The organism is Phaeobacter piscinae, assembly GCF_002407245.1.
GTDB lineage: Bacteria > Pseudomonadota > Alphaproteobacteria > Rhodobacterales > Rhodobacteraceae > Phaeobacter > Phaeobacter piscinae.
This window is the reverse complement of sequence record NZ_CP010681.1, coordinates 878,293-902,068: the sequence shown is the minus strand read 5'-3', so window position 1 is coordinate 902,068 and position 23,776 is coordinate 878,293. Positions and strand designations below refer to the sequence as shown.

25 protein-coding genes, 1 tRNA gene and 1 riboswitch are annotated in these 23,776 nt (G+C 62.0%); of the genes, 10 read left to right on the top strand and 16 right to left on the bottom strand.

What is annotated here, in order from left to right; genetic code table 11:
- Positions 1-55: 55 nt before the first annotated feature.
- From phaeop14_RS04165 to bioB, 6 genes are read right to left on the bottom strand one after another with little or no spacing between them, the layout of a single operon-like run.
- Positions 56-844, bottom strand: coding sequence for a methyltransferase (locus phaeop14_RS04165; RefSeq protein WP_096788840.1), 789 nt, complete (start codon positions 842-844; stop codon positions 56-58).
- Positions 841-1,461, bottom strand: a complete 621-nt coding sequence (locus phaeop14_RS04160; RefSeq protein ID WP_096788839.1) for a pimeloyl-ACP methyl esterase BioG family protein — start codon at positions 1,459-1,461, stop codon at positions 841-843. The genes phaeop14_RS04165 and phaeop14_RS04160 overlap by 4 nt, the downstream gene beginning before the upstream one ends.
- Complete coding sequence (gene bioA / locus phaeop14_RS04155; protein WP_096788838.1) at positions 1,462-2,775, bottom strand: adenosylmethionine--8-amino-7-oxononanoate transaminase; 1,314 nt, start codon at positions 2,773-2,775, stop codon at positions 1,462-1,464.
- Positions 2,772-3,413, bottom strand: coding sequence for a dethiobiotin synthase (bioD, locus tag phaeop14_RS04150; RefSeq protein WP_096788837.1), 642 nt, complete (start codon positions 3,411-3,413; stop codon positions 2,772-2,774). The genes bioA and bioD overlap by 4 nt, the downstream gene beginning before the upstream one ends.
- Positions 3,410-4,549 (bottom strand): 8-amino-7-oxononanoate synthase, encoded by a 1,140-nt coding sequence (locus phaeop14_RS04145; RefSeq protein ID WP_096788836.1) that lies wholly within the window; start codon positions 4,547-4,549, stop codon positions 3,410-3,412. Before phaeop14_RS04145 ends, bioD begins: the two co-directional genes overlap by 4 nt.
- Positions 4,549-5,526: a biotin synthase BioB gene (bioB, locus tag phaeop14_RS04140; RefSeq protein ID WP_096788835.1), complete on the bottom strand. Its 978-nt coding sequence runs from the start codon at positions 5,524-5,526 to the stop codon at positions 4,549-4,551. Before bioB ends, phaeop14_RS04145 begins: the two co-directional genes overlap by 1 nt.
- Before the next feature lie 209 nt (positions 5,527-5,735).
- Positions 5,736-5,865, top strand: a riboswitch (TPP riboswitch).
- 122 nt (positions 5,866-5,987) lie between these two features.
- Between bioB and thiC the strand changes: the two genes are divergently transcribed.
- Genes thiC through thiD form a run of 7 tightly spaced genes read left to right on the top strand, consistent with a single transcriptional unit; the run spans position 5,988 to position 12,062 of the window.
- On the top strand, positions 5,988-7,796 hold the full coding sequence (thiC, locus tag phaeop14_RS04135) for a phosphomethylpyrimidine synthase ThiC (protein ID WP_096788834.1): 1,809 nt from the start codon (positions 5,988-5,990) through the stop codon (positions 7,794-7,796).
- Positions 7,793-8,767, top strand: a complete 975-nt coding sequence (locus tag phaeop14_RS04130) for an FAD-dependent oxidoreductase (protein WP_096788833.1) — start codon at positions 7,793-7,795, stop codon at positions 8,765-8,767. Before thiC ends, phaeop14_RS04130 begins: the two co-directional genes overlap by 4 nt.
- Positions 8,736-8,933 (top strand): sulfur carrier protein ThiS, encoded by a 198-nt coding sequence (gene thiS / locus phaeop14_RS04125; protein WP_040174277.1) that lies wholly within the window; start codon positions 8,736-8,738, stop codon positions 8,931-8,933. The genes phaeop14_RS04130 and thiS overlap by 32 nt, the downstream gene beginning before the upstream one ends.
- A 3-nt stretch (positions 8,934-8,936) precedes the next feature.
- Entirely contained in the window at positions 8,937-9,704 is a 768-nt protein-coding gene (locus phaeop14_RS04120) for a thiazole synthase (protein ID WP_040181975.1), read from the top strand.
- A gap of 23 nt (positions 9,705-9,727) precedes the next feature.
- On the top strand, positions 9,728-10,321 hold the full coding sequence (locus phaeop14_RS04115; protein ID WP_096788832.1) for a thiamine phosphate synthase: 594 nt from the start codon (positions 9,728-9,730) through the stop codon (positions 10,319-10,321).
- Positions 10,297-11,286 (top strand): HesA/MoeB/ThiF family protein, encoded by a 990-nt coding sequence (locus phaeop14_RS04110; RefSeq protein WP_096788831.1) that lies wholly within the window; start codon positions 10,297-10,299, stop codon positions 11,284-11,286. The genes phaeop14_RS04115 and phaeop14_RS04110 overlap by 25 nt, the downstream gene beginning before the upstream one ends.
- Positions 11,283-12,062 carry a bifunctional hydroxymethylpyrimidine kinase/phosphomethylpyrimidine kinase gene (thiD, locus tag phaeop14_RS04105; protein WP_096788830.1) on the top strand — a complete coding sequence of 260 codons (780 nt, stop codon included), beginning with the start codon at positions 11,283-11,285 and terminating at the stop codon, positions 12,060-12,062. Before phaeop14_RS04110 ends, thiD begins: the two co-directional genes overlap by 4 nt.
- Positions 12,063-12,341: 279 nt before the next feature.
- Here thiD and phaeop14_RS04100 read toward each other — a convergent pair whose 3' ends face one another.
- From phaeop14_RS04100 to phaeop14_RS04090, 3 genes are all read right to left on the bottom strand, one after another.
- Positions 12,342-14,294: a methyl-accepting chemotaxis protein gene (locus tag phaeop14_RS04100; RefSeq protein ID WP_096788829.1), complete on the bottom strand. Its 1,953-nt coding sequence runs from the start codon at positions 14,292-14,294 to the stop codon at positions 12,342-12,344.
- Positions 14,295-14,555: 261 nt separating this feature from the next.
- Positions 14,556-15,452, bottom strand: a complete 897-nt coding sequence (gene rpoH / locus phaeop14_RS04095) for an RNA polymerase sigma factor RpoH (RefSeq protein WP_040173618.1) — start codon at positions 15,450-15,452, stop codon at positions 14,556-14,558.
- Between the two features lie 220 nt (positions 15,453-15,672).
- On the bottom strand, positions 15,673-16,707 hold the full coding sequence (locus phaeop14_RS04090; protein ID WP_096788828.1) for an RluA family pseudouridine synthase: 1,035 nt from the start codon (positions 16,705-16,707) through the stop codon (positions 15,673-15,675).
- Here phaeop14_RS04090 and phaeop14_RS04085 point away from each other — a divergent pair.
- Positions 16,706-17,020, top strand: coding sequence for a DUF6476 family protein (locus phaeop14_RS04085; RefSeq protein ID WP_096788827.1), 315 nt, complete (start codon positions 16,706-16,708; stop codon positions 17,018-17,020). The two genes, phaeop14_RS04090 and phaeop14_RS04085, sit on opposite strands and share 2 nt — an antisense overlap.
- 140 nt (positions 17,021-17,160) lie before the next feature.
- Here phaeop14_RS04085 and phaeop14_RS04080 read toward each other — a convergent pair.
- Positions 17,161-17,237, bottom strand: a tRNA-His gene (locus phaeop14_RS04080).
- A 217-nt stretch (positions 17,238-17,454) separates the two neighbouring features.
- Between phaeop14_RS04080 and phaeop14_RS04075 the strand changes: the two genes are divergently transcribed.
- Complete coding sequence (locus phaeop14_RS04075) at positions 17,455-17,643, top strand: DUF6324 family protein (RefSeq protein ID WP_096788826.1); 189 nt, start codon at positions 17,455-17,457, stop codon at positions 17,641-17,643.
- A 20-nt stretch (positions 17,644-17,663) separates the two neighbouring features.
- Here phaeop14_RS04075 and phaeop14_RS04070 read toward each other — a convergent pair whose 3' ends face one another.
- From phaeop14_RS04070 to phaeop14_RS04045, 6 genes are all read right to left on the bottom strand, one after another.
- The gene (locus tag phaeop14_RS04070; RefSeq protein ID WP_040173627.1) at positions 17,664-18,119 is read right to left on the bottom strand and encodes an MmcB family DNA repair protein; all 456 of its coding nucleotides are present in this window, start codon (positions 18,117-18,119) and stop codon (positions 17,664-17,666) included.
- A gap of 431 nt (positions 18,120-18,550) precedes the next feature.
- On the bottom strand, positions 18,551-18,880 hold the full coding sequence (locus phaeop14_RS04065) for a hypothetical protein (RefSeq protein ID WP_040173630.1): 330 nt from the start codon (positions 18,878-18,880) through the stop codon (positions 18,551-18,553).
- A 235-nt stretch (positions 18,881-19,115) separates the two neighbouring features.
- Entirely contained in the window at positions 19,116-19,607 is a 492-nt protein-coding gene (nusB, locus tag phaeop14_RS04060) for a transcription antitermination factor NusB (RefSeq protein WP_040180865.1), read from the bottom strand.
- A complete protein-coding gene (locus phaeop14_RS04055; RefSeq protein WP_014874001.1) occupies positions 19,604-20,155 on the bottom strand; it encodes a 6,7-dimethyl-8-ribityllumazine synthase in 552 nt (183 codons plus the stop codon). The genes nusB and phaeop14_RS04055 overlap by 4 nt, the downstream gene beginning before the upstream one ends.
- A gap of 1 nt (position 20,156) precedes the next feature.
- On the bottom strand, positions 20,157-21,278 hold the full coding sequence (ribB, locus tag phaeop14_RS04050) for a 3,4-dihydroxy-2-butanone-4-phosphate synthase (RefSeq protein WP_014874000.1): 1,122 nt from the start codon (positions 21,276-21,278) through the stop codon (positions 20,157-20,159).
- A 363-nt stretch (positions 21,279-21,641) separates the two neighbouring features.
- The gene (locus tag phaeop14_RS04045) at positions 21,642-22,235 is read right to left on the bottom strand and encodes a riboflavin synthase (RefSeq protein ID WP_096788825.1); all 594 of its coding nucleotides are present in this window, start codon (positions 22,233-22,235) and stop codon (positions 21,642-21,644) included.
- Between the two features lie 245 nt (positions 22,236-22,480).
- Between phaeop14_RS04045 and phaeop14_RS04040 the strand changes: the two genes are divergently transcribed.
- Entirely contained in the window at positions 22,481-23,773 is a 1,293-nt protein-coding gene (locus phaeop14_RS04040) for a capsule biosynthesis protein (protein WP_096788824.1), read from the top strand.
- The last annotated feature ends 3 nt before the right edge of the window (positions 23,774-23,776 follow it).

Below are 23,776 nucleotides of genomic sequence, written 5' to 3'. Positions count from 1 at the left end.
GCAACTGCCAGAGGCGCAATCGTCGCGCGGCCTGCGACTTTGGCCGCAGTGCCGTTCAGACGCGCCGCGCCAGCATCAGCACCGGATCATAGGTAAGACGTACACCGCCCTGATGAGAAAAACGGCTGCAATAAGCGTCTTCAAACGCCCGAAGCCTGCCACGGCTCCAGCCACCGCGCGACTGGCCGTTCACACCGGTGTTCCGCAGATGGCGCAAGACAGCGCGCGGAGTGTCAAACCTGAGGACAATCGGCGCCTGTCGCAGTTCGATCAGCCGTAGACCCCGAGGCAGCACCCCCGCCCATTGGTGGTGGTCCATATAGTTTGGGGCTGCTGCATCAGAGCCGAGTGCGACCAATTCGTGAAAATGCGCCGAGCCGAAACCGGAGAGCGCAAGCCAGCCACCGGGGCACAGCGCGGCCTCAAATCGGCGCAGCAGACCTGGCAGGTCGCTGACCCACTGCACAACAGAGGCCGCTGCGATCAGGTCTAGCGGCTCGGGCAGGCAGATGTCCTCAATTCGCCCTGGCAGGAAACTTGCGGATTTCCCCCGAGCCCTCAGGATCGGCAGCAAACCGGCCTCCGCCTCAGGCAGCAGATCGTTGAGCGTGAGGCGCGAAACCGAGAGATCCCGCAGCAGCGCATAGGTCAGATGGCCAGTCCCGGCCCCAAATTCAAACAGATGCGAAAACGGTGTCTGACCCACGTGTTTGGCCAAAAGCGCCGAAAGTTCGGCTGCAATCTGCGCCTGCGCAGACGCCGCACCGTGATAGCTGCCCAGCCCCCGGCGGAACGCGCGCGCCACACGGGCGGCATCAACAGCTGGGGGTGTCAGATCTTTCATGAGATCAGGGCCTGCCAGCTGTCGAAGTGATCAAAGGGGGCATGGGCCGCCGCGGGCAGTTCCCGAAGTGGCGCACCTTCCCAAGCCCGGTGCTGATTGGCAGGCGGGAAAATTCGATCCCGCCCCGCAATCCAGACCTGATCGAAGGCCACGGCGGGGGCCGCGCCGCGCGCAGCAACCGCATGCAGTTCAGCGCGGCGGGCCTCAATGTCGATCACCCTGGGGGATTGCGGCGCATTGAAGGTCCGGCGCAGGAACTGGGCAAAGCTCGCCTCGCTCAGCCCTTCCGCCGTTCTGTCCATCACGTCTGGCGGGATACCATGCCCTGCATCCACCGGTGCAAGGGTTCCGTTGACTGCAACCTTGCAGTCAAAGGGATCGGTGCGCCCCTCTTGCCAATGGGCATAGGCTGCAACGCCAAAGGACCAAGCCAGAAGGGTGATATGGTCGTAACCCGACATATCGGGAAGGTCTGCATCAAGGCTGCGGTAATCACTGACGAAAAGGATGTCCTGAGGGCCTGTGAGATGATCAAACACATCCGGCCCCACAGCCCAGCCGCCAAAGACCACGATGGCCTCGGCTGCCTGATCCTGTTTGAGCCAGCGGAAGTCCATTTACAGCTCCCGCGCCAGCCGCAGCATGCCTGCGGTGATTTCGCTCAGCTGATCCGGCGCGGTGATGAAGGGCGGCATGGTATAGATATTCTTGCCAAAGGGACGCAGGAACACGCCCATCTCATGCGCCCGGGCGTGGGCCTCATCCGCAGACACCGCGTGTTTCATCTCGATGACGCCAATCGCGCCCAGAACCCGCACATCCGCCACATTGGGCAGATCGCGCGCCGGTGCCAGCTCGGCCTGCATCTGCTCACCGATTGCGGCGACGGTGCCGCGCCAGTCTTGAGTTTCAGGGGCCTGCCCGGTCAGCAGATCCAGCGAGGCCTTGGCCGCGGCACAGGCCAGCGGGTTGCCCATATAGGTGGGGCCATGCATGAACAGCCCGGGATTGCCGCCGCCGATGCCCTCGGCGACGCGGTCATTGGTCATGGTGCAGGCGAATGAAATATGGCCGCCCGTCAGCCCTTTGCCGAGGCAGATGATATCCGGTTCGACAGTGCAGAAACCAGTGGCGAACAGCTCGCCTGTGCGGCCGAAACCGGTGGCGATCTCGTCGAAGATCAGGAGGATGCCCAGCTCGTCACACAAGGCGCGCGCCTGATTGAGATACTCCGGGTGATAGAAATACATGCCGCCGGTGCCCTGCACCACGGGTTCCAGGATGAAAGCCGCGATCTTTTCCGCGTTGGCCTCAAGCATTTGGCGCAGCTCGCCGAGGCCGTTTTGCGCCGGGTCATCGATCCATTCTTCATGAATGCGTATCGGCGGGCGGGAGACGAAATGCTGCACGCTCAGCGCGCCCTGAAACAGATGGTGCATGCCGGTGTCCGGGTCGCAGACGCTCATCGCCTTCCAGGTGTCGCCGTGATAGCCGGAGCGGATGGTGGCGAACTCCTTGCGCCCGGGCTGGCCGATAGCGTGCTGGTACTGCACCGCCATCTTCATCGCCACTTCGACCGAGACCGAGCCGCTGTCGCAATAGAAGATGCGGGTGAGGCTGTCCGGCGTTATCTCCAACAGCTTGCGGCCCAGGTCGATCGCCGGATCATGGGTCAGCCCGCCGAACATCACATGCGGCAGGGTGTCGAGTTGGTCATGGATCGCCTTGGTGATCGCCGGGTTCTTATGGCCGTGCATCATGCACCACCACGACGACATGGCGTCGATCAGCCGGGTGCCGTCGTCCAGCGTGATGTGGACACCCTCGCTTTCCTTCACCACGAAGGTCGGACCGGGTCTGGCGACATTGGTGTAGGGATGCCAAAGGTGCTGCTGGTCGAATTCCAGCTGGGTGAGGCCGGATGCGCTCATGCTATCTCTCCTTGGGCCAGGGCGGCCTTGATCAGGTCCACCTGGATGCTGGCCTGAAAGGCCACCGCCAGCGCGTCAGAGGTCAGCTCGCCCAGAACCGGCAGCCGGCCCAGATGCGCGGCCTTGCCGAACTGGCAGATGGTTTCCTCCACCGCCGGTTCCGGATCGCCGATGAAAACAACGCCAACCACTGGGCAGCCCGCGCCGCGCAGGGCCTTCAGCGACAACAGCGTGTGGTTGATCGTGCCCAGCTGCGTCCGCGCACAAAGGATCACCGGCGCCCCCCAGCGGGCGAACAGATCAAGATACAGCGCCTCACGGTTCAGCGGAACCATCAAACCGCCTGCCCCTTCGGCGACCAGCACACCATCGGCCTCAGGCAGGGGCAGCGCGTCCGGGTCGATCTCCACGCCTTCGGCCTCTGCCGACAGATGCGGCGAGGCAGGGAGTTGCAGAAGATACCCTTCAGGCAGCGCCGGGCGGCCTGACAAGCGCGCAACAATCTGGCTGTCGGTCTCCTCCTCCAGCCCGGATTGCACCGGCTTCCAGTAGGTGGCGGCCAGGGCCTGCACCAGGCCGGCCGAGAAGATGGTCTTGCCGATGCCGGTATCTGTTCCAGTGACGATCAGCGCGCTCATGGGTTTGTCTCCATTTCCCGGGCGAGGTCTTCGAACATCGCGGTGACGACCTCTGCCCCCGTATTCAAAGTAATCGACAGCCGCAGCCGCGAGGTGCCGCGGGGCACCGTCGGCGGGCGGATGCCGCGAATGTCATAGCCGCGGGCCTGCATGGCCGAGGCCAGCGCCATGGTGCGTTTGTCGTCGCCGATCACCACCGGCAGGATCTGGCTCTGGAAGCCCGCCAGACCGCAAAGCCGTTTGGCCTCATCCTGGGCATGGCTGATGCCCTCCCATGCCCGGTCGCGGCGGGCCGGATTATCCCGCAGCTCATACAAAGCAGCGCGGACCAGTGCGGCGTTCAGCGGCGACGGCGCGGTGGCATAGATGAAGCTGCGGGCCTTGTTGATCAGCGTCTCAATCAGCACACTCGGGCCGCAGATCAGCGCACCGGAGGCGCCCAGCGCCTTGCCGCAGGTGTGTAAGGAAAGGACGTTGGGACGGTGCGCGATATCATGCGCCAGCCCACGCCCCAGATTGCCAAAGACACCGGTTGCATGGGCCTCATCCACCACCAACACGGCGCCGGTGGCATCCGCCAGCGCCATCAGTGCGTCCAGCGGCGCCAGATCACCGTCCATCGAATAGACCGCCTCAACCGCGATCCAGACCTGGCCCTCGCCGCCTTGGGCGCGCCAGTCTTTCAGCACCCTTGCAGCATCTTCCACGTCGCTGTGGGCAAAGCTGCGGGTGTCGGCGCGGCCCAGCCGCATGCCGTCATGGGTGCTGGCATGGATCAGTGCGTCATAGAGCACCAGATCACCCTGCTGCGGCAGGGTCGAGAAGATCGCCTGATTGGCAGTGAAGCCGCCGCCCATGAACAGCGCGGCCTCGGTTCCAAAGAACGCCGCCGCCTCAGCTTCCAACTGCTGATGCTCTGCGTCATTGCCGCGCAGCAGGCGCGAACCGCCTGCGCCGACCGGCACTCCTCGCGCCAAGGCATCAGCGGCGGCAGCGCGCAGCACATCGCTGCCCGCCAGCCCAAGATAGTCGTTGGAGGCAAAATCATGCCCGTCCCGCGGCATCAGCTGCCGGTAGCGCCCGCGATTGCGCAGCGCATCCAGCGATGTCTCATGCCTCGGGAAGGCGCCCGCCATCAGCGGCTGCCGTCACATCCCACCGCCATTGCGGTGATGCCCAGACGGTCGAACAGCTGCTGATCCTTGTCTTCTTCCGGGTTGTCCGCGGTCAGCAGCGTATCCCCCACAAAGATCGAGTTGGCGCCGGCAAAGAAACACATCGCCTGCATCTCATCCGACATATCGGTGCGGCCTGCGGACAGGCGCACGTGGGATTTCGGCATCAGGATCCGGGCCAGCGCCACGGAACGGACAAATTCGATCGGGTCCAGCTTTTCCACATCCGCCAGCGGCGTGTCGGCGATCGGGATCAGCATGTTCACGGGCACCGAATCCGGATGCACCTCCAGCGTGGCCAGCGCCAGCATCATGTCGATGCGGTCCAGCTGCTGCTCGCCCATGCCGACAATACCGCCGGAGCAGACTTTGATGCCCGCCTCGCGCACCCGGTTCAGGGTGTCGATCCGGTCGGCAAAGGTGCGGGTGGTGATGATCTCGGAGTAGTAGCGCTCGGAGGTGTCGATGTTGTGGTTGTAGTAATCAAGGCCCGCGTCGCGCAGGCGGAAAACCTGTTCCTCGTCCAGCATGCCAAGGGTCATGCAGGTTTCCATCCCGAGATCCTTGACCCCCTGCACCATCGCCTCCAATGCGGCCATGTCACGGTCCTTGGGCGAGCGCCAGGCCGCGCCCATACAATAGCGCGTGGCGCCGCCTTCCTTGGCCTTGCGCGCCTCGGCAATCACCCGCTGCACTTCGATCAGCTTGGAGGCCGACAGCTGCGCGCCGTTGCGCGCCGACTGGGAGCAATAGGCGCAGTCCTCGGCGCAGCCGCCGGTCTTGATGCTGAGAAGCTTGGATTTCTGCACCTGATTGGGGTCGAAATACTGCCGATGCACCGAATGCGCCTGAAACAGCAGATCCATGAAGGGCGTGTTGTAAATTGCCTCCGCTTCCTCGCGGGTCCAATCGGTGCGGATGGGTGCAGCGTCCAGCATGCTGTCTCCTGTTCTCTCTACCAGATGGCCATACGCGGATGGCGTTGGTGTTTTATAGATAACTTGACGTGCAGCGATCAAGTGCAAAGCTGCACTGCGGCGAATTCGCTCTAATCTCCAACCAAAACCGTCACAACATCCTAAAATAAAACGTTAAAAATAATCTATAAAATAACATATTGACGGAGAGACCCTGTCTCCCCTACCCCTAAAGCACGCAGGGGAGTCCCGCCAAGGGGACTGAGAGGCGTTTAGGTGCGGGGCATTCCCGAACCGGCGGCGCGACCCTTTGAACCTGACCCAGTTGATACTGGCGTAGGAAGCTAGGCGCGCATGGCTACGGGACTTGTACACTCCCGGACGTCTTGCGATGACTGAACAAGGGGGTCCTACGCCCTCTGTTTCCCGAGCCAAACCTCATCTGGTGTCTTTTCCAAGTCTAGGCTTCGAGGAGCACCAAAATGAACGTCCCCAACCCGAAAATCACCACAGGCGCATTGCCTGCATCGCGCAAGATCTATGTCAGCGGCGAAGTCCACCCGGACATCCGCGTGCCAATGCGCGAAATCGCCACCCACCCCACCGCTGGCGAGGCGCCGCTGCCGGTCTATGACAGCTCCGGCCCCTATACCGACCCGGATGTGCTGACCGATATTCGCGAAGGTCTGCCACAGCTGCGCCGCCGGTGGATCGAAGCCCGCGGCGACGTCGAAAGCTATCAAGGCCGCGATGTGAAGCCCGAGGACAACGGTTTTGTCGAGGGCGACCGGCTGGTGCCGGAATTCCCGGTGAAGCCCGCCCCCTTTCGCGGCAAGGACGGCAAGGCACCGACCCAGCTGGCCTATGCCCGCGCTGGTGTCATCACACCGGAGATGGAATATGTTGCGATCCGCGAAAATCAGCTGCGCGACCTGTCCCCCTGTCACCGCGACGGCCATGACTGGGGCGCCAATATCCCCGACTATGTGACGCCAGAGTTTGTCCGGTCCGAAATTGCAGCAGGCCGCGCCATCATCCCCGCCAACATCAACCACCCCGAAATTGAACCAATGATCATCGGTCGCAATTTTTTGGTGAAGATCAACGCCAATATGGGCACCTCTGCCGTCACCTCCTCGATGGAGGAGGAAGTGGACAAGCTGGTCTGGGCGATCCGCTGGGGCGCCGACACGGTGATGGATCTGTCGACGGGGCGCAACATCCACAACACCCGCGAATGGATCGTGCGCAATTCCCCCGTCCCGATCGGCACCGTGCCGATCTATCAGGCGCTGGAGAAGGTGAACGGCATCGCTGAGGACCTGACCTGGGAAGTGTTCCGCGACACGCTGATTGAACAGGCGGAACAGGGCGTCGATTATTTCACCATCCACGCAGGCGTGCGGCTGCACATGGTGCCGATGACGGTGAACCGCGTGACGGGGATCGTGTCACGCGGCGGCTCGATCATGGCCAAGTGGTGCCTGCATCACCACAAGGAGTCGTTCCTCTATGAACATTTCGAGGAGATCTGCGACATCTGCCGCCAGTATGATGTTTCGTTCTCCTTGGGCGACGGGCTGCGCCCCGGCTCGATTGCGGACGCCAATGACGAGGCGCAGTTTGCCGAGTTGGAAACCCTGGGCGAGTTGACCAAGATCGCCTGGGCCAAGGATTGCCAGGTGATGATCGAAGGGCCGGGCCATGTCGCCATGCACAAGATCAAGGAGAACATGGACAAGCAGTTGGAGTGCTGCCACGAGGCGCCGTTCTACACGCTTGGGCCGCTGACCACGGATATTGCGCCGGGCTATGACCACATCACCAGCGGTATCGGGGCGGCGATGATCGGCTGGTTCGGCTGTGCGATGCTCTGCTACGTGACACCCAAGGAACACCTTGGCCTGCCGGATCGCGACGACGTGAAAACAGGCGTGATCACTTATAAGATCGCGGCCCATGCAGCCGACCTCGCCAAGGGCCTGCCGGGGGCGCAGCGCCGTGACGACGCCCTCAGCCGTGCGCGGTTCGAGTTCCGCTGGGAGGACCAGTTCAACCTCTCGCTGGACCCGGATACTGCGCGCGAGTTCCACGACCAGACCCTGCCGAAACAGGCGCATAAGGTGGCGCATTTCTGCTCCATGTGCGGTCCGAAGTTCTGCTCCATGCGGATCAGCCACGACATCCGTGCCGAGGCGCAGAAGGAAGGCATGGAGGCGATGGCCGCCAAGTTCCGCGAGGGCGGCGAACTCTATGTGCCAGCGCCCGAGGCTGCGGAACCTGCGGAATGATCACCATCGCAGGTGCAGGCCTCGCGGGCCTCGCCTGCGCCTATGAACTGGCGCAGCGCGGGGTTGCGGTGCGGGTCTATGAGCGCGCGACAGAGATCGGTGCGGGCAGTGTCTCGCGCTATGCAGGCGGCATGCTGGCGCCCTGGTGTGAACGCGAAAGCGCCGAAGAGGAGGTGATCACCCTCGGTGGCCGCGCCATCGACTGGTGGGCCAAGGTCACAGCCGTCCACAGCCGCGGCACGCTGGTGGTGGCGCCAGCCCGCGACCGGGCAGAGCTGACCCGCTTTGCCCGTCGCACGACCGGCTATCGGGGGGTGGACGGGGCAGAGATCGCGGCACTGGAACCAGCCCTCACAGGGCGCTTTGCGCAAGGTTTGTTCTTCGAACAGGAGGCGCATCTGGACCCGCGTCGCGCCATCCGGGATCTGGCGGCTGCGGCCGCCGCGCTGGGGGCGGAAATCTGCCTTGGCACGGATGCCCCCGGCTCTGTTGATCTGGATTGCAGGGGCATCGCCGCCGCAGGGCAACTGCCAGATCTGCGCCCTGTGCGCGGCGAGATGGCGATCCTGCATTGCCCGGAGGTGGAGATCAGTCGCACGCTGCGGCTGCTCCATCCGCGAATGCCGCTCTACCTTGTGCCGCGGGGCGACAGCCTGTTCATGATCGGCGGCACGATGATTGAGAGCACATCGACGCGCGCAATTTCCCTGCGCTCGCTCAGTGAGTTGCTGAACGCCGCCTTCACCCTGCACCCCGGATTTGCCGAGGCCAGCGTGGTGGAAACCGGCGCAGGTCTGCGCCCCGCCTTCCCCGATAATCTGCCCCGCCTTCATCAGGACGGCGGGACGCTTTTCCTCAATGGGCTGTACCGCCACGGATTTCTGCTGGCGCCCGCCATGGCGCAGCAGGTGGCAAACCGCCTGAGACCGGAGACACAGGATGAAAATCACCGTCAACGCCAAACCGCATGAGGTCCGCGCCGGCACTCTCGACGAGGCGCTGCACCAGCTCGGCTATGCCCAGTCCGCAGTTGCAACCGCCGTCAACGGACACTTCGTGGCCCGCGCTGCCCGCCCCAAAACTCAACTGGCGGAGGGGGATCGGCTGGAGATCCTCACGCCGATGCAAGGGGGCTGAACCATGCAACTCTATGGTCAGGACATCACTTCACGCCTGTTGCTGGGGACCGCGCAATACCCCTCACCCTGCGTTCTGAACGCGGCAATCAAAAGCAGCGCCAGCGAGATCATCACGGTGTCGCTGCGGCGGGAAACGGCGGAGGGCACCGGCGCCGGGTTTTGGGATCAGTTGCGGACATTGAACTGTCGCATCCTACCCAACACAGCCGGGTGCCATTCTGTGCAGGAGGCCGTGACCACCGCCCATATGGCGCGCGAGCTGTTTGACACCCCGTGGATCAAACTGGAGGTGATCGGTCATTCCGACACGCTGCAGCCCGATGTGTTTGCGCTGGTGGAGGCCGCGCGCGTGCTGTCTGATGACGGGTTTCAGGTGTTTCCCTACACGACCGATGATCTGGTGGTGGGAGAAAAACTGCTGGAGGCAGGCTGCGAGGTGTTGATGCCTTGGGGCGCGCCGATTGGATCCGGTCAGGGCCTGCGCAACCCCGATGCGCTGCGCGCAATGCGGGCGCATTTTCCCGACGTGCCGTTGATCGTCGATGCGGGCATCGGTCGCCCTTCGGATGCCACCCAGGCAATGGAGCTGGGAATGGATGCGGTGCTGCTGAATACCGCAGTGGCAAAGGCCGGAGACCCTGCCGGCATGGCCGGTGCCATCGCACTCGCGATTGAGGCCGGCCGTGAAGGGTATCTGGCTGACCCGATGGAACGCCGCGATATGGCCGTGCCCTCCACCCCTGTTCTTGGCCTCGCCGCGCTGAGCTGAGCCCCCTCAATTTGGAGACGACAATGGAGCGTTTTTACCTGATCGTTGGCCATGTCAGCCAACTGGAACTGCTGGTGCCGCATGGGGTCCGGCTGGTGCAGCTGCGGTTGAAGGACCTGCCAGAGCAGGAGATCCGCCGCCAGATCGCGCGGGCGCGGGATTTCTGTGCGGTGCATGGCGCACAGCTGGTGGTCAATGACCATTGGCAGGTCGCGCTGGACCTGAATTGCGGATTTGTCCATCTCGGGCAGGAAGACATGGACAGCGCCGATTTTGCCGCGCTGCGTCGCAAGGGCGTGCAATTTGGCCTGTCGACCCATGATGAGGCGGAACTGGAGCGCGCCTTGGCGTTTGAGCCGGACTATATTGCCCTTGGCCCGGTGTATGAGACCCTGCTGAAGAAGATGAAATGGGCGCCACAAGGCTTGGATCGCCTGCGGCGCTGGAAGGAAATGGCGGGCGACACCCCTCTGGTCGCCATTGGCGGGCTGACGCCCGAACGCCTGCCCGGTGTCTTTGCTGCGGGCGCAGACAGTGCCGCTGTGGTCACCGATATCCAGCAGGCCCCTGATCCGGAGGCGCGCACCCGCGAATGGATCAAGGCCTGTGCCTCATGAGCCGCTTTGACCGCCAGATTGCCCTGCCCGAGGTGGGGGCGGAAGGACAGGCAAAGCTCGCAGCCGCCCATGTTCTGGTGGTCGGGGCTGGCGGGCTGGGCAGCCCCGTCCTGCAATATCTCGCCGGGGCTGGACTTGGTGAAATCACGGTGATGGATGGCGACAGTGTAGAGGCCACGAACCTGCCGCGCCAACCCCTGTATATGCCCGCAGATATCGGCCGCTACAAAGTTGACGCCGCCCGCGAAAGGCTGCGCGCCATGGCGCCCGAATTGCGCCTGCATCCCCATGCGCGAGATCTCACCCCCGACAATGTCACAGCTGCGGTGACACCGGTGGATCTGGTGATCGATGCCGCCGACAGCCACGCGGTGTCGTATACGTTGTCAGATTGTTGCCAGCGGCTGGGGCGAGACTTGATCTCTGCTTCGGCACTGGCACAATCGGGCTATATCGGCGTCTTCTGCGGCGGTGGCCCGTCGCTGCGCGCGGTCTTCCCTGACCCGCCCGGCAGTGCCGCCACCTGCGCCAGTGCCGGTATTATGGGCCCGGTTGTCGGTGTGATTGGCGCCTGGCAGGCACAGTTGGCGCTGAAACTGTTGCTCAACCACCAGCCGACCCCGCGCGGGCGCCTCTTCAGCGTGGACTTCGCAGGGCTGCAGATGGGTGGTTTTGATTTCAGCACTGCAGAGGAGCCATCCCGCCCCTTCCCCTTCATCGGGCGGAACGCGATCACCGATGAGGATTACGTGGTTGAGTTGCGCTCCGCGCAAGAAGCCCCGACACCCGCCGTCCGCGCTGCTGTCCGTATCCTGCCGGAGGCCTTGCGCGCAAGCGATCTGCCCCGTGATCGCCGCGTGGTGCTGGCCTGTCACAGTGGCCTGCGCGCCTGGCGCATGGCGGCTGAGATTGCCCCGGAGTTTGTCGGAGAAATTGTCCTGCTGGCCGCGGGTCGGCGCGGATGAGCGCGCTTCTGATCATCGCTGGGACCGACAGCAGCGGCGGTGCGGGATTGACCCGCGACATCGCCGCGGCCACTGCAATGGCGCAGCTGTTGCCTCCATTCGCACAGCGATCGCCCGCGTTGCGGCCGGTGGTGACGGCGATCACAGTGCAGACAGACACGGCGCTGGAGGAGATCCGCCCGACGCCCCCCGAGACCATCCAGAGCCAGATACGCGCAGCCGCCGCGACCGGGCCGATTTCTGCAGTAAAAATCGGTATGGTCGGCAGCGCAATGGCCGCCAAAGCCATCGCCAAGGCGCTGGCCCATTCGGTGCCCGAAACATGCCCGGTTGTGCTGGATCCCGTGCTGCGCAGCAGTTCCGGCGGCCAGTTGATGCAGGTCGCAGACGTCAAACCGCTGATTGCGCGCGCCACTCTCATCACCCCCAATCTGCAAGAGGCCGCTCAGCTTGCCCCCTCCGCCAGCAACCGGCAACCCGACAGCCCTGAGGCATCCGGCATCGCATTGCAGGCCCGTCAGTTGCAGGAGGCGGGCGCCGATGCGGTGCTGATCAAAGGCGGACACGGAGGCGGGGCCATATCGGTTGACCAGCTCTTTTTTGGTGACACGCATGTGCGCTACGACAGACCACGGCTGCAGCGCGGCAGGCGTGGCACCGGCTGCACCCTTGCCACGGCAATTGCCGTTCAACTGATGGCCGGTCAGAATTTGGATCAGGCCTGCGCCCATGCCGGTGATTATGTCCATGAATGGCTGAAGGAAGTCGCAGCCTGAACCGCCCCGCTCAGGCCTGCTGGCCATCGCAGCCAGAACCCCCTTAGGCTGACGCCTGAAGAGACCCGTGGCTGCACGGCATTTCGCGTGTCTTTGCCTCGGACCGCTATTTCCGGGGGCGGTGGCGCCCCTTGCTGCCCAAGGGCGCATCTAACAGTGCGGTCGACACGGAAACACCGCGCCGGACTGATCCGGCGCGGTGTTTTTGTAATCGGCCCAATTCCGAGCCTGAGCTGACCTCACTTTGTTTGGCCTAGGGGCTGGGGGCGTTTGGCGGGATCAGAAATCCTGCCAGATGTCCTTGGCGGCATTGCCACTGCTGCTGGCAGCGGCCGGTGCCGGCTTGGGTGTGACCGCTTCGATGTCCCAATCATCGCCATGGGCACTGGGGGCGGCACTGGGGGCGGCGGGGGGAGTATCTTGCGCGGCAACCTGGATCTGAGCTGGCGCCGGCGCCGCTGCGGATTTGCGAACCGGCGCCGCTGCCTGCCGCCCGCCCGCTGCCACGCGGAAATGCGCGACCAGTTCAGCCAGTTTGCTGGCATCCGCATTCAGCATGTGCCCGGCGGCAGTGGCCTCTTCAACCATGGCGGCATTCTGCTGGGTGACCTGGTCCAACTGGGTCACGCCGGTGTTGATCTCATGCAGGCCGGTGGACTGCTCGCTGGCACCGGTCGCAATGCCAGACACCAGTTTCGAGATATGGCCAACCCGCTCGACGATGCTTTGCAGTGCATCGCCGGTCTTGCCGACCAGATCCACGCCGCGCTCCACCTGTTTGGTGCTGTCACCGATCAGCGTCTTGATCTCCATCGCCGCATCCGAAGAGCGCTGCGCCAGGGCGCGCACCTCGCTGGCAACCACCGCAAAGCCTTTGCCAGCCTCACCGGCGCGCGCCGCTTCCACCCCGGCATTGAGCGCCAGAAGGTTGGTCTGGAAGGCGATATCGTCGATCACCCCGATGATCTGCGAAATATGCGTCGAGGATTGCTCGATCTCGGTCATGGCAGAGACTGCGCTCTGAACCACTTCACCGCTGGTTTCGGCTTCCTGCTTGGCCTCTTGCATGATGCCTTCGACGCTGCGCGCGCCTTCGGCGGCGGATTTCACGCTGGCCGTCATCTCGTCAAGGGCGGCCGCGGTTTCCTCCAGCGTGGCGGCCTGGCTTTCGGTGCGGTTCGACAGATCGTCGGAGGCCTGGCTAATTTCATTTGCGCCACTGCGAATGCTCTCGGCGGTGTCGATCACCTGGGTCACGGTCGTGCTCAATGTCTCGGCTGTGCGGTTGAAATCGCGCTGCAGCTGGGCGTAATCTTCGGGCAGATGTTCGTTGATACGGACCGTCAGATCTCCTTTTGAGAGTGTGGCCAGACGACTGGAGATAACCTGAACGACATCGGCACGTTCGGCGTCACGGGCCTGTTGATGGCCTTTCATCGCCTCTTGCTGCTCAAGTTTCTCGCGGAAGGCCTCCAGCGTGCGGGCCATTTCGCCGATTTCGCTGCGGGCCCGCGTGTAGGGAACATCCGCATGGGTTTCACCCTCCGCCATGGAAGCCATCCGCGCTTTCAGCCTGTTGATCGGCCCGGTAACACTGCGCAAAAGAACCGTCGATGCGATCATCAGCAAAACAAGGCTCACCCCGAGTGTGATCATCGATTCGATCCGCATCTGAGCCAGGTCCGCTTGGATATCCGATACATAGGAACCGGTGCCGATGATCCAGCCCCAAGGTTCAAACGCCTGCACATAACCGATTTTCTGTTCCGGCGTGGTCTGCCCAGGCTTCTGGAACCAATATCGGACAGATCCGGCACCATCGCTGGCGGCAATCTTGCCAAGTTCCTGGAAAACCTTCATGCCCTTCACGTCCTCGAAGCCGGACCGATCTGTGCCAACCCAATCCGGCACCATCGGGTGCGCCCGCACAATCAAGTCCTGGTCGAAAGCGAAGAGATATCCGGATGTCTCGAAGCGGATTTTTTCAATCACCTCACGCCCTTGGGCGCGCGCCTCATCAGCAGTTAGGTCGCCCGACTGCACCCGGGCTTCAAGATCAGCAAGCAAGCTGATCGAGGTGTCGATGATGTTGTGCAGCTCGCGGTCGCGCATTGCATAGGCATTATCGACAGCGCGTGACAGCAGCAGGACGGTCAACAGCACGGAAAGTGCGAGCGCCATCGCCACCACTGCGTAGATACGGATGGGAAGACGATAGAAAATGGACGGCATCGGTCACTTGATCCTTTAAGGAATTAGATTTCCCGACCCTATGCCGCTGCCCCCTAACAAAGCGTTAGGTCAACCTCTTCAATTGCCCGTTTTGCACCGATATTACGTAGAGTTTCGATCTGTTTTCTTAAGGTGTTTGAAACCCGCAAAAGTTAAGGCCCGGCCCTGTTTATCTGCGAATCTGCAACCCCTGCCAAGCGGTGGAAAACGGCCCCAGGGCGGGGCCGTTTCATCAAATTTGCAGCGCCGATATACTTGGTATCACTGAACTGACAACATGCCCTTCTCGGACGCCAGTTCGCGCATTTTCTTCTGCAGCTTCTCGAAGGCGCGTACTTCGATCTGGCGGATCCGCTCGCGGCTGACACCGTATTGAGTGCTAAGGTCCTCCAGCGTCTTTGCCTGATCGGCCAGACGGCGCTGGGTCAGAATATCCTTCTCGCGGTCATTCAACACCTCAAGCGCGCTGGCCAGAAGTTCACGCCGCGCCTCAAGCTCATCGCGTGCCTCATAATCACCGGCCTGATCGGCATCTTCGTCTTCCAGCCAATCCTGCCACTGCATGGTGCCCTCGCCCTCGCTGCCCACAGTGGCATTGAGGGAGGCGTCCCCACCGGACATACGCCGGTTCATGGAGATCACCTCAGCTTCGGTCACGCCAAGGTCGGTGGCAATTTTTTTGACGCTGTCAGGGTGCAGATCCCCCTCTTCTAGCGCGCCGATACGGGCTTTGGCCTTGCGCAGATTGAAGAACAACTTCTTCTGTGCCGAAGTGGTGCCCAGCTTCACCAGCGACCATGAGCGCAAGATATATTCTTGGATCGAAGCACGAATCCACCACATCGCGTAAGTTGCGAGGCGAAAGCCCTTCTCGGGGTCAAACCTTTTCACCGCCTGCATCAAGCCGACATTGGCCTCGGAGATCACCTCAGCCTGTGGCAGACCGTAACCACGATAGCCCATGGCAATTTTCGCAGCCAGTCGCAGGTGCGACGTCACCATCTTATGGGCAGAGGCACTGTCTTGCTCTTCCACCCAGCGCTTGGCCAGCATGTATTCTTCTTCCGGCTCCAACAAAGGGAACTTGCGGATTTCCTGAAGGTACCGGTTCAACCCGCCTTCGGGGGTTGGTGCGGGCAGATTTGCATAATTCGCCATTTTTCGTGTCCCTCCCAATGTATAAGGACTTAACATCTCGTCATATGGGTTAACGCACAGCCCCGTTCAAGAGTTGCCGATTTTATCTCTTATAGAAATCAGAAGAAAAGCGGTCTGTGATTGAGTTCACAACAATTTGCAGGCCAAAAGCCGCGCTACCAATTCGGCGACGCGGGGAATCATACCTACAGTTCAGTATGTTACCAAGCAAGAGGCGGATTTATGTACCCGCGGCGCCCAGCTTTTGCAGCAAATGCGCCATATCTTCCGGCAGGGGCGCTTCAAACCGCATGGCGTCGCCTGTGACCGGGTGGACAAACCCAAGAACGGCCGCATGCAGCGCCTGACGCGGGAAGGCCTGGATGGCAGCGGCGGTGTCTTCCGGTAGTGATTTTGCCGCCAGCTTGCGCTTGCCGCCATAAACAGGGTCCCCAACCAGCCCATGCCCCGCATGCGCCATATGCACGCGAATCTGATGGGTGCGTCCGGTTTCCAGCCAACATTCGATCAATGCGACAACTGGCGGTGTGCCAAAGGCATTGACGATGCGCGCGCGGGTGATGGCATGACGGCCGCCCTGAAACAGAACCGCCTGCCGCTGCCGGTCGGTCTTGTGACGGGCCAACTGGGTGGTCAGCTTCAGGATATTGCCCGGCTCGAAACTGGTGCCCTTAACCCCACGCAAGCGAGGATCGTTGGCGTCGGGCACACCGTAGCAAATCGCGCGGTAGTAGCGTTCCACTGTGTGTTTCTCAAACTGCGCCGCCAACCCCTGATGGGCGGCGTCGGATTTGGCCACCACCAACAACCCGCTGGTTTCCTTATCGATGCGATGAACAATGCCGGGACGTTTGACACCGCCCACGCCGGAGAGATTGTCGCCGCAGTGATGCAGCAGCGCGTTGACCAGCGTGCCAGACGGCGTGCCGGGCGCCGGATGCACGACCATACCTGTGGGTTTGTTGACGACGATCAGGTCGTCATCTTCATAGATGACTTCAAGCGGGATGTCCTCGGGGCCTATGTGGCTGTCTTCGGCCTCCTCCACGGTGATCTCGATAACCGCACCTGCCGCCACCTTGGCCTTGGGGTCGGTCACGACCACACCGTCCACCTGCACCTGCCCAGCCTCAATCAGGCGGGCCAGTCGGGTGCGCGACAGGGTGGCTTCCTCTGGCACATCACGCGAAACCGCTTTATCAAGCCGTTTAGGCGGGTTTTCCGCGATGACAAACTCGATCCGGCGGCGGGCCATGACACATCCTTCTGAAACAGATAATCAAAGTGAACCGCCCCAGCTGGTGTTCCTGCGGCGGATGGTGACCACATTGACGGTGATCATGATTTGCGGGTTCTTAGTGGTTCTGACCCTGCTTGTCATCCGTTTGTCTGCATCCGGTCCAAACCTGCCGGAAACTGTCTCCCTGCCGACTGGCGTCAGTGCCCGCGCCGTGACCTTCGGCGACGGCTGGATTGCGGTGGTGACAGATGAGGATGAAATCCTGATCCTGAACAACCTGAGCGGCGCAGTCGAGCAGCGTTTGAAGATCCAGCCTGCCGACAACTGACGCAAGGCGGCTGTCACAAGTCAACCGACAGAGCCTCACAGGCTTGAGAAAGCTTTGAATTCACACGATAAAGATGAAACCAACGCAGCAAAGGCTGGAGCCGGTTTCTGTCCAAGCCGCGATTTTCTTGGGGTGGAGAGTGGTACCACCTCCCCGGCTCGAACGGGGGACCTCCTGATCCACAATCAGGCGCTCTAACCTACTGAGCTAAGGCGGCACTGAGGGCGATTTAATACAGGGGCGATGAGAGCGCAAGAGGAAAGCCGCAAGTTTTTACCCTCAATGTGCAGAGATGTGCCGCCAATGGGACGGGTCGCGCGCACCCAGACATACCCCGTCTGACATACCCCGTCTGGCGGCGGCGGGTTCTTGCCTTTAGACTGCTGGCAAGCTAGCAGAACCAGCTAACGCAAGCCCGACGACAGGAGTGCCGCATGAGCATCAATACCGAGCGTGACATCGAAGCCAATATGCAGATCGGCCCCACCGATGCTGGCATGGTGCGCATTTTCATCGAAGCCGATGGCATCGAGATCCCGATGGATTTCGACCCGGAAGAGGCCAATGAAATCGCCGAAGAGATCATGGCAGCCGCTCAGGCCGCGCGCACCCTCAACACCTGATCTCGGGACCGAACCAGCCCTCAGACACCCCAGGTCCCAGCCGCACCCGGCTGGGGATCACGCAACCGATGCAGGCGACTGGCCGCATCCATCGCGAACTTCTGGATCAGCTTTTTGCGTCTGGCGGCGGGCAGCTTCTGCTCCGGCGCCATGCGGACAATCTCCGCGTCGTAGTCATCTGCAATGATCAGCCCGCTGTCATCCGGCAACAGCTCATTCGGAAACGCCAGATCCACGGCCCAGAAGTAACGGTCGCACCACTCCAGATAGCCCTGCCATTTGCTGTCGGACTGGAAATCGGCGCGGCTGGACTTGCACTCCACCACCCATAGCTCGCCCTTCGGGCCAAGCGCCATAACATCAACCCGAAGACCGCGCGCCGGGACGAATTCCTCAACTGTGACAAAGCCAAGCGTCGCCATATGACGCGCCACGCCGCGCGCAAGACGCTGACCGGGGGCAAGATCCTGTACCATGGCGGCAATGTGAACAATTCATGAACAAATAGCAAGTCCACGCCATGGACCAATCGTTTGATCACGCCCTGTCAACGGCGCTGATTGCTCTGCGGTGACCAACGGCATGAAAAGACTTGGGCCACCCCCTTGTCTCCCCCCTGCCCGCCCCCTAGTTAGAGCGGAGGCGGGTTCTGCCCTTCTCGTGACAGGTAGCATTCCAGTGGCCTTAAGCAATTCCGAGGGAGCTGGCTCTGTTCGGACCCTGGTCCTTTTACCTGGCGCCCACCTGTACATACAGGTCCTCGGGAATCAAAACCGCACGGTTGACTGGTGGTCCCGCCGCATCCCACCACAATTCGATCTGACAAAACAAAAGCCGCGCCTGAGAGAGGCACGGCTGGTCGATTGGGGGCAAGTGTGCCCAAGCCACATCCACTGCAGACTAAGGGTCAGCGACGCGGCAGCTGTCTGGTGGCTTTCTCGGCGGGGACCCGCACCGGGATCATCTCACGTTTCACATCCGGCGTGATGCGCATTCCGCCCCGCGGGCCATCGTCTTTCCCTGCGAGCGACATCACCGCATAGCCGAACTGCACCCCGGCAAAGACGATCCCGTTCATGAACCACAGGAGCGCAACCGCCAGCAACCCGCTGTCCGATGTGCTGACCAGATGCCAAAGGTTCATTACATTGAACCACAACAGCATCCCGACAAAAGCCCCGGCGATGGCAAAGCCAATCACCACATTCTGAATATAGAGTCTCACCAGCTTCGGCATAAAACGCCCTCCTGCTACAGGGAAAACGGTAGCATTCTTTGCAGGGGCGTCCAGCGGCAAATGGCGGACCGGCGGAATTTGACGCATGTCGCCCGATCTTTGACGCTCGCCTTCGGAAGCAGAATCAAAAAAGCGCGCCACTGGGGCACGCTTTCCAATTGTCCTCACATGACGCTCTATCTTCACCTGGCTATTTGCATCCCGTTACCAAGGGACGCCGCCTGCCAAGCGGGCCTCAAAAGGCCTCGGGCGCTGCCTCGCGGGCCATGTGGTCCAGCACGGCGTTCACAAACTTCGGCTCCTTCCCTTCCGGGAAGAAGGCGCGTGCAATATCGACGAATTCGTTGATCACCACCTTGGGCGGGGTTTTACCCGTCAGAAACTCAGCGCCAGCGGCACGGAACAAGGCGCGCAGCGTCGGATCGATCCGGGCAATCGGCCATTTGGCCACCAGCGCACGGTCGGTCATCTGGTCAATCTTGGCCTGTTCGTTGACCGCGCCCTCAATCAGCTTGCGAAAGCTCTTGGAGTCGCCCTCAGCCATTTCATCGCCGTCATAGACTGCACCAAACCGGTGGTCTTCGAATTCGACGATGACCTTGTCAAAGGTCAGATTGCTATGTTCCATCTGAAACAGCGCCTGCACGGCATAAAGCCGGGACGCTGATTTCATCTTGTGCTTGTCACTGCCCTTGCGAGCGGCGCCCTGGCTGTCCGAGGTGGTCATGCGGTGGTGGGTCCATTATCTGAGTCGGCCAGTCTGATGGCCTCGGAAGGGGCCTTGAAGCCGACTCCCTTGGTTTGGGCGCCCCATTTACGCGTCAGCGCGATCAGATGCAAGGCCGCAGCGGCAGCGCCACCCCCCTTGTTCTGATCTTTGGTATCGGCGCGGACCTCTGCCTGCTTGCGATTTTCCACGGTCAGGATGCCATTGCCGATGCACAGCCCCTGCAACCCCATCAACTGAATTGCGCGACTGCTGTCATTGCAGACGGTTTCATAATGGGTGGTTTCGCCCCGGATCACACAGCCCAGCGCCACATAGCCATCAAAGTTTGAGCTGCGATCGGCGATTGCGATGGCGGTGGGCACTTCCAACGCGCCGGGCACCTCGATCAGCTCACAGGTGCCGCCTGCGGCCTCAATCTCCGCCTGCGCCCCGGCGACCAGATTGTCGGCAATGTCCTTGTAATAAGGGGCGACGACAATCAGCAGCTTCACCGGCTTGTCAAAGGTCGGGCGGTCCAGCGTGTAGTGGGTTTCATGTGCAGCCATATCAAGCGTCCTTCAACAGAGGTTTGGTGCCAACAATGGTCAGCCCATAGGCATCCAGTCCAACATAGGTGGTGGAGGGCGAATCTGTCAGAAGCACCAGTTCTTGCAGCCCCATTTTTGAGAGGATCTGCGCGCCCAGACCGGTCTGTTTGATGGTGCGCGGGCCCTCGTCGTCCTGCGCATAGAGCGCGCTGCGCGGTTCACGGAACAGGCAGACCACACCACGCCCTTCCGCGGCGATCAACTCCATCGCGCGGGGCAACTGGCGGGCCGACTTGGGACCCAGCCCCAGCAGATCGGTCGCCTCATGCAGCGCGTGGGTGCGGGTCAGCACAGGTTCCGGCGTGGTGATATCGCCTTTGATCATCACCACATGTTCGATGCCATGGGTCTGATCGGTAAACAGGCGCATCTCCCAATCACCACCAATCTCGGCCGTCACGGTCTCGCGCGAGGTTTCAACCACCAGATTGTCGTTGCGCGCCCGGTAGGCGATCAGATCGCTGATCGTGCCAATCTTCAGCCCATGGGTCTTGCCAAAGGTGACCAGCTCCGGCAGGCGCGACATGGTGCCATCGTCGTTCATGATCTCACAGATCACCCCGGACGGGTTCAGCCCGGCGAGGCGCGAGATATCAACCGCAGCCTCGGTATGGCCCGCCCGCACCAGAACCCCGCCCCGCTTCGCCCGCAGCGGAAAGACATGGCCCGGTGTGGCAAGCGATGCCATGGTGTTGTTCTCGTTAATGGCCTCCGCCACGGTCAGGGCGCGGTCGGCTGCCGAAATCCCGGTCGAAACACCCTCGCGCGCCTCGATTGACACGGTGAAGGCGGTTTCATGACGCGAGGAGTTGTTCACAGCCATCATTGGCAGCCCCAGCGCATCAACCCGTTCTGCAGTCATCGGCAGGCAAATCAGCCCTCGTCCGTGAGTCGCCATAAAGTTGATTGCCGCAGCATCCGCAAATTCGGCGGCAATCACCAGATCGCCTTCGTTTTCGCGATCTTCGTGATCCACGAGGATAAACATCCGCCCCTGGCGGGCCTCTTCGATGATCTCTTCAATCGGGCTGATTGCATCGCGCAGCTGGGCTTCAATCGGCCCCGGTGTTTCAAAGCTCATTCAGGCAACCTTTCGGTGGGCAGTCGTGGACAGCGGTCTATGCGACCCCCACAGCCCCGAGCAAGGCCGTGGATACCAAAGCGGGATAGACCAGCCATCCCGCAAATACCAGCCCCGCATGCGGCAGACCATGGCCCGGACGCGGCGTCGCCGTCAGCAGCAGGCCTGTCAGTTGGCGGGTTGGATCGTCAACGCGGCAGCGTCCCGTCCTACCAGTCGCCCTGCAGTCAAGCGCTGACGCGCGCCGCCAAGGCGGCGCGCTCGGCCCAACGCTCTGCGCGGCACCTGTGGTGCCGTGACAAGGGGCGGGAGCCGTTTGCCTCAGCTGTAGACGGTCGTTCCAGTCGGCGTAGGTGACCCGGATCAGCCTGCTTCGTTCAACCGCGCGACGTAGCGGGCCAGCGTGTCGATCTCCAGGTTCACCGCATCACCGACAGCAACATCCCCCCAGGTTGTAACCTCTTTGGTGTGCGGGATGAAATTGATGCCGAAATCACAGCCCACCACATCATTCACAGTCAGTGAAGTCCCGTTGAGCGCAACCGACCCTTTTGGTGCGATGAAGCGTGCCAGATCCTGCGGCGCGCGCAGGGTGACACGGGTGCTGTCACCCTCATCGCGGATGTCCACCACCTCGGCGACCCCATCGACGTGGCCTGACACGATATGGCCGCCCAACTCATCACCAACCTTCAGCGCGCGTTCCAGATTGACCCGCTTGCCAACGGTCCAGCCATTGCCGCCGATATTGGTCTTGGACACGGTCTCGGCCGAGATTTGCACGTCATACCAATCGTCCCCCAGCGCGATCACTGTCAGGCAAACGCCGTCGGAGGCAATCGAGGCGCCGATATCAATGGTGGCGGTGTCATAGCCGGTCTTGATCCGCGCCCGCAGGTCGCCCTGCTGCTCCAGCTCGGTGATGATGCCGATATCGGTGACGATGCCTGTGAACATGGGCGGGCTCCTGCAAATGCGGTTGTGGCCGTGTTGATCGGCCGGCGCCTCTCTGGTAGCCATTGGACCGCCGCGCGGCAAGCCCCGCTGTTGCCGGATGAACCCGCCCCGCCCTGCAATTGCCCGACACCGATGGCCGCTCTTGCCTTGCGCTGGCCCGGCGCCCTACCCTAGACCGCAGATGTGGTTAAGCCGAATTAGCGGTTAAGCCATTGTTTGTACAATCGGGATATATTTGACCCATTATGCACAAGACCGACGATCCACAGCGCGCTTTCCTGTTTCTGCAAGGCCCCCACGGGCCGTTCTTCGCCAGTCTGGCAGAGATGCTGCAGGCGGCTGGCTGCACTGTCTGGCGCGTCGGTTTCAATGCGGGCGATCAGGCGTTCTGGCGCGACAAGACCAGCTACCTGCCCTATCGCGGCACACCGGAGGACTGGCCCGCACATCTCGAACAGGTTCTGGGTGATCGTCAGATTACCGATCTGGTGCTTTACGGCGACACCCGTCCGATCCACGCGACAGCGGTGTCCGCTGCGCGCGCACGCGGCATCCGGGTGCATGTGTTTGAGGAAGGTTATCTGCGCCCGTACTGGGTCACCTATGAACGGGAGGGCTCCAACGGGCATTCCCGGCTGATGGACATGCCGGTCACGCAGATGACTGCGGCCCTTGCCCTGTCCGACATGGAGGCACCATTGCCGCCGTCCCATTGGGGCGATACCCGGCAGCATGTCTTTTACGGCGCGCTTTATCATGGCTTTGTCATGCTGCTCAATCGTGGCTACCGCCAGTTCCGCCCCCATCGGGCGCTGCCGGTCACCCGCGAATTTCAACTATATCTGCGCCGCCTGCTGCTGATGCCGTTCCAGGCACTTGAGCGTCGGGTCGCCACAAGACGCATCCGCAACGGCGGTTTCCCCTACCACCTGGCGCTGCTGCAACTGGAACATGACAGCGCCTTTCAGGAGCATTCGCCCTTTGCCAGCCTGACGGATTTCCTGACCGACGTGTTTCAAGGCTTCGCTGAGGGTGCGCCACGTCATCACCACCTCGTCGTCAAGGCGCATCCGCTTGAGGACGGCCGGGTTCCGATCCGGCGCACCGTCCGTCAGCTGGCCAAACGCTACGGGCTGGAACATCGCGTGCATTACGTGCGCGGCGGCAAACTGGCCGCCCTGCTGAACGAGGCCCGCACAGCTGTTACCGTGAATTCAACCGCAGGTCAGCAGGTGCTCTGGCGCGGCATCCCGCTGAAGGTGTTCGGCAAGGCTGTCTATGACAAACCAGAGTTTGTTTCGACCCAACGACTGGCGGACTTCTTCGCCGCGCCCGCAAGGCCGGACAACCGCGCCTATAAGGACTATCGCCGCTATCTTCTGGAAACCTCGCAACTTCCCGGTGGCTTCTATTCCCGCAAGGGTCGCCGTCAACTGCTGCGGCAGGTGGTGGATATGATGCTGGCGGCAGAAGACCCCTATCAGGCGCTGATGCAGGGGACAGCGGCACCGCGGCAACAGTTGCGTGTGGTGAGCTGAAGC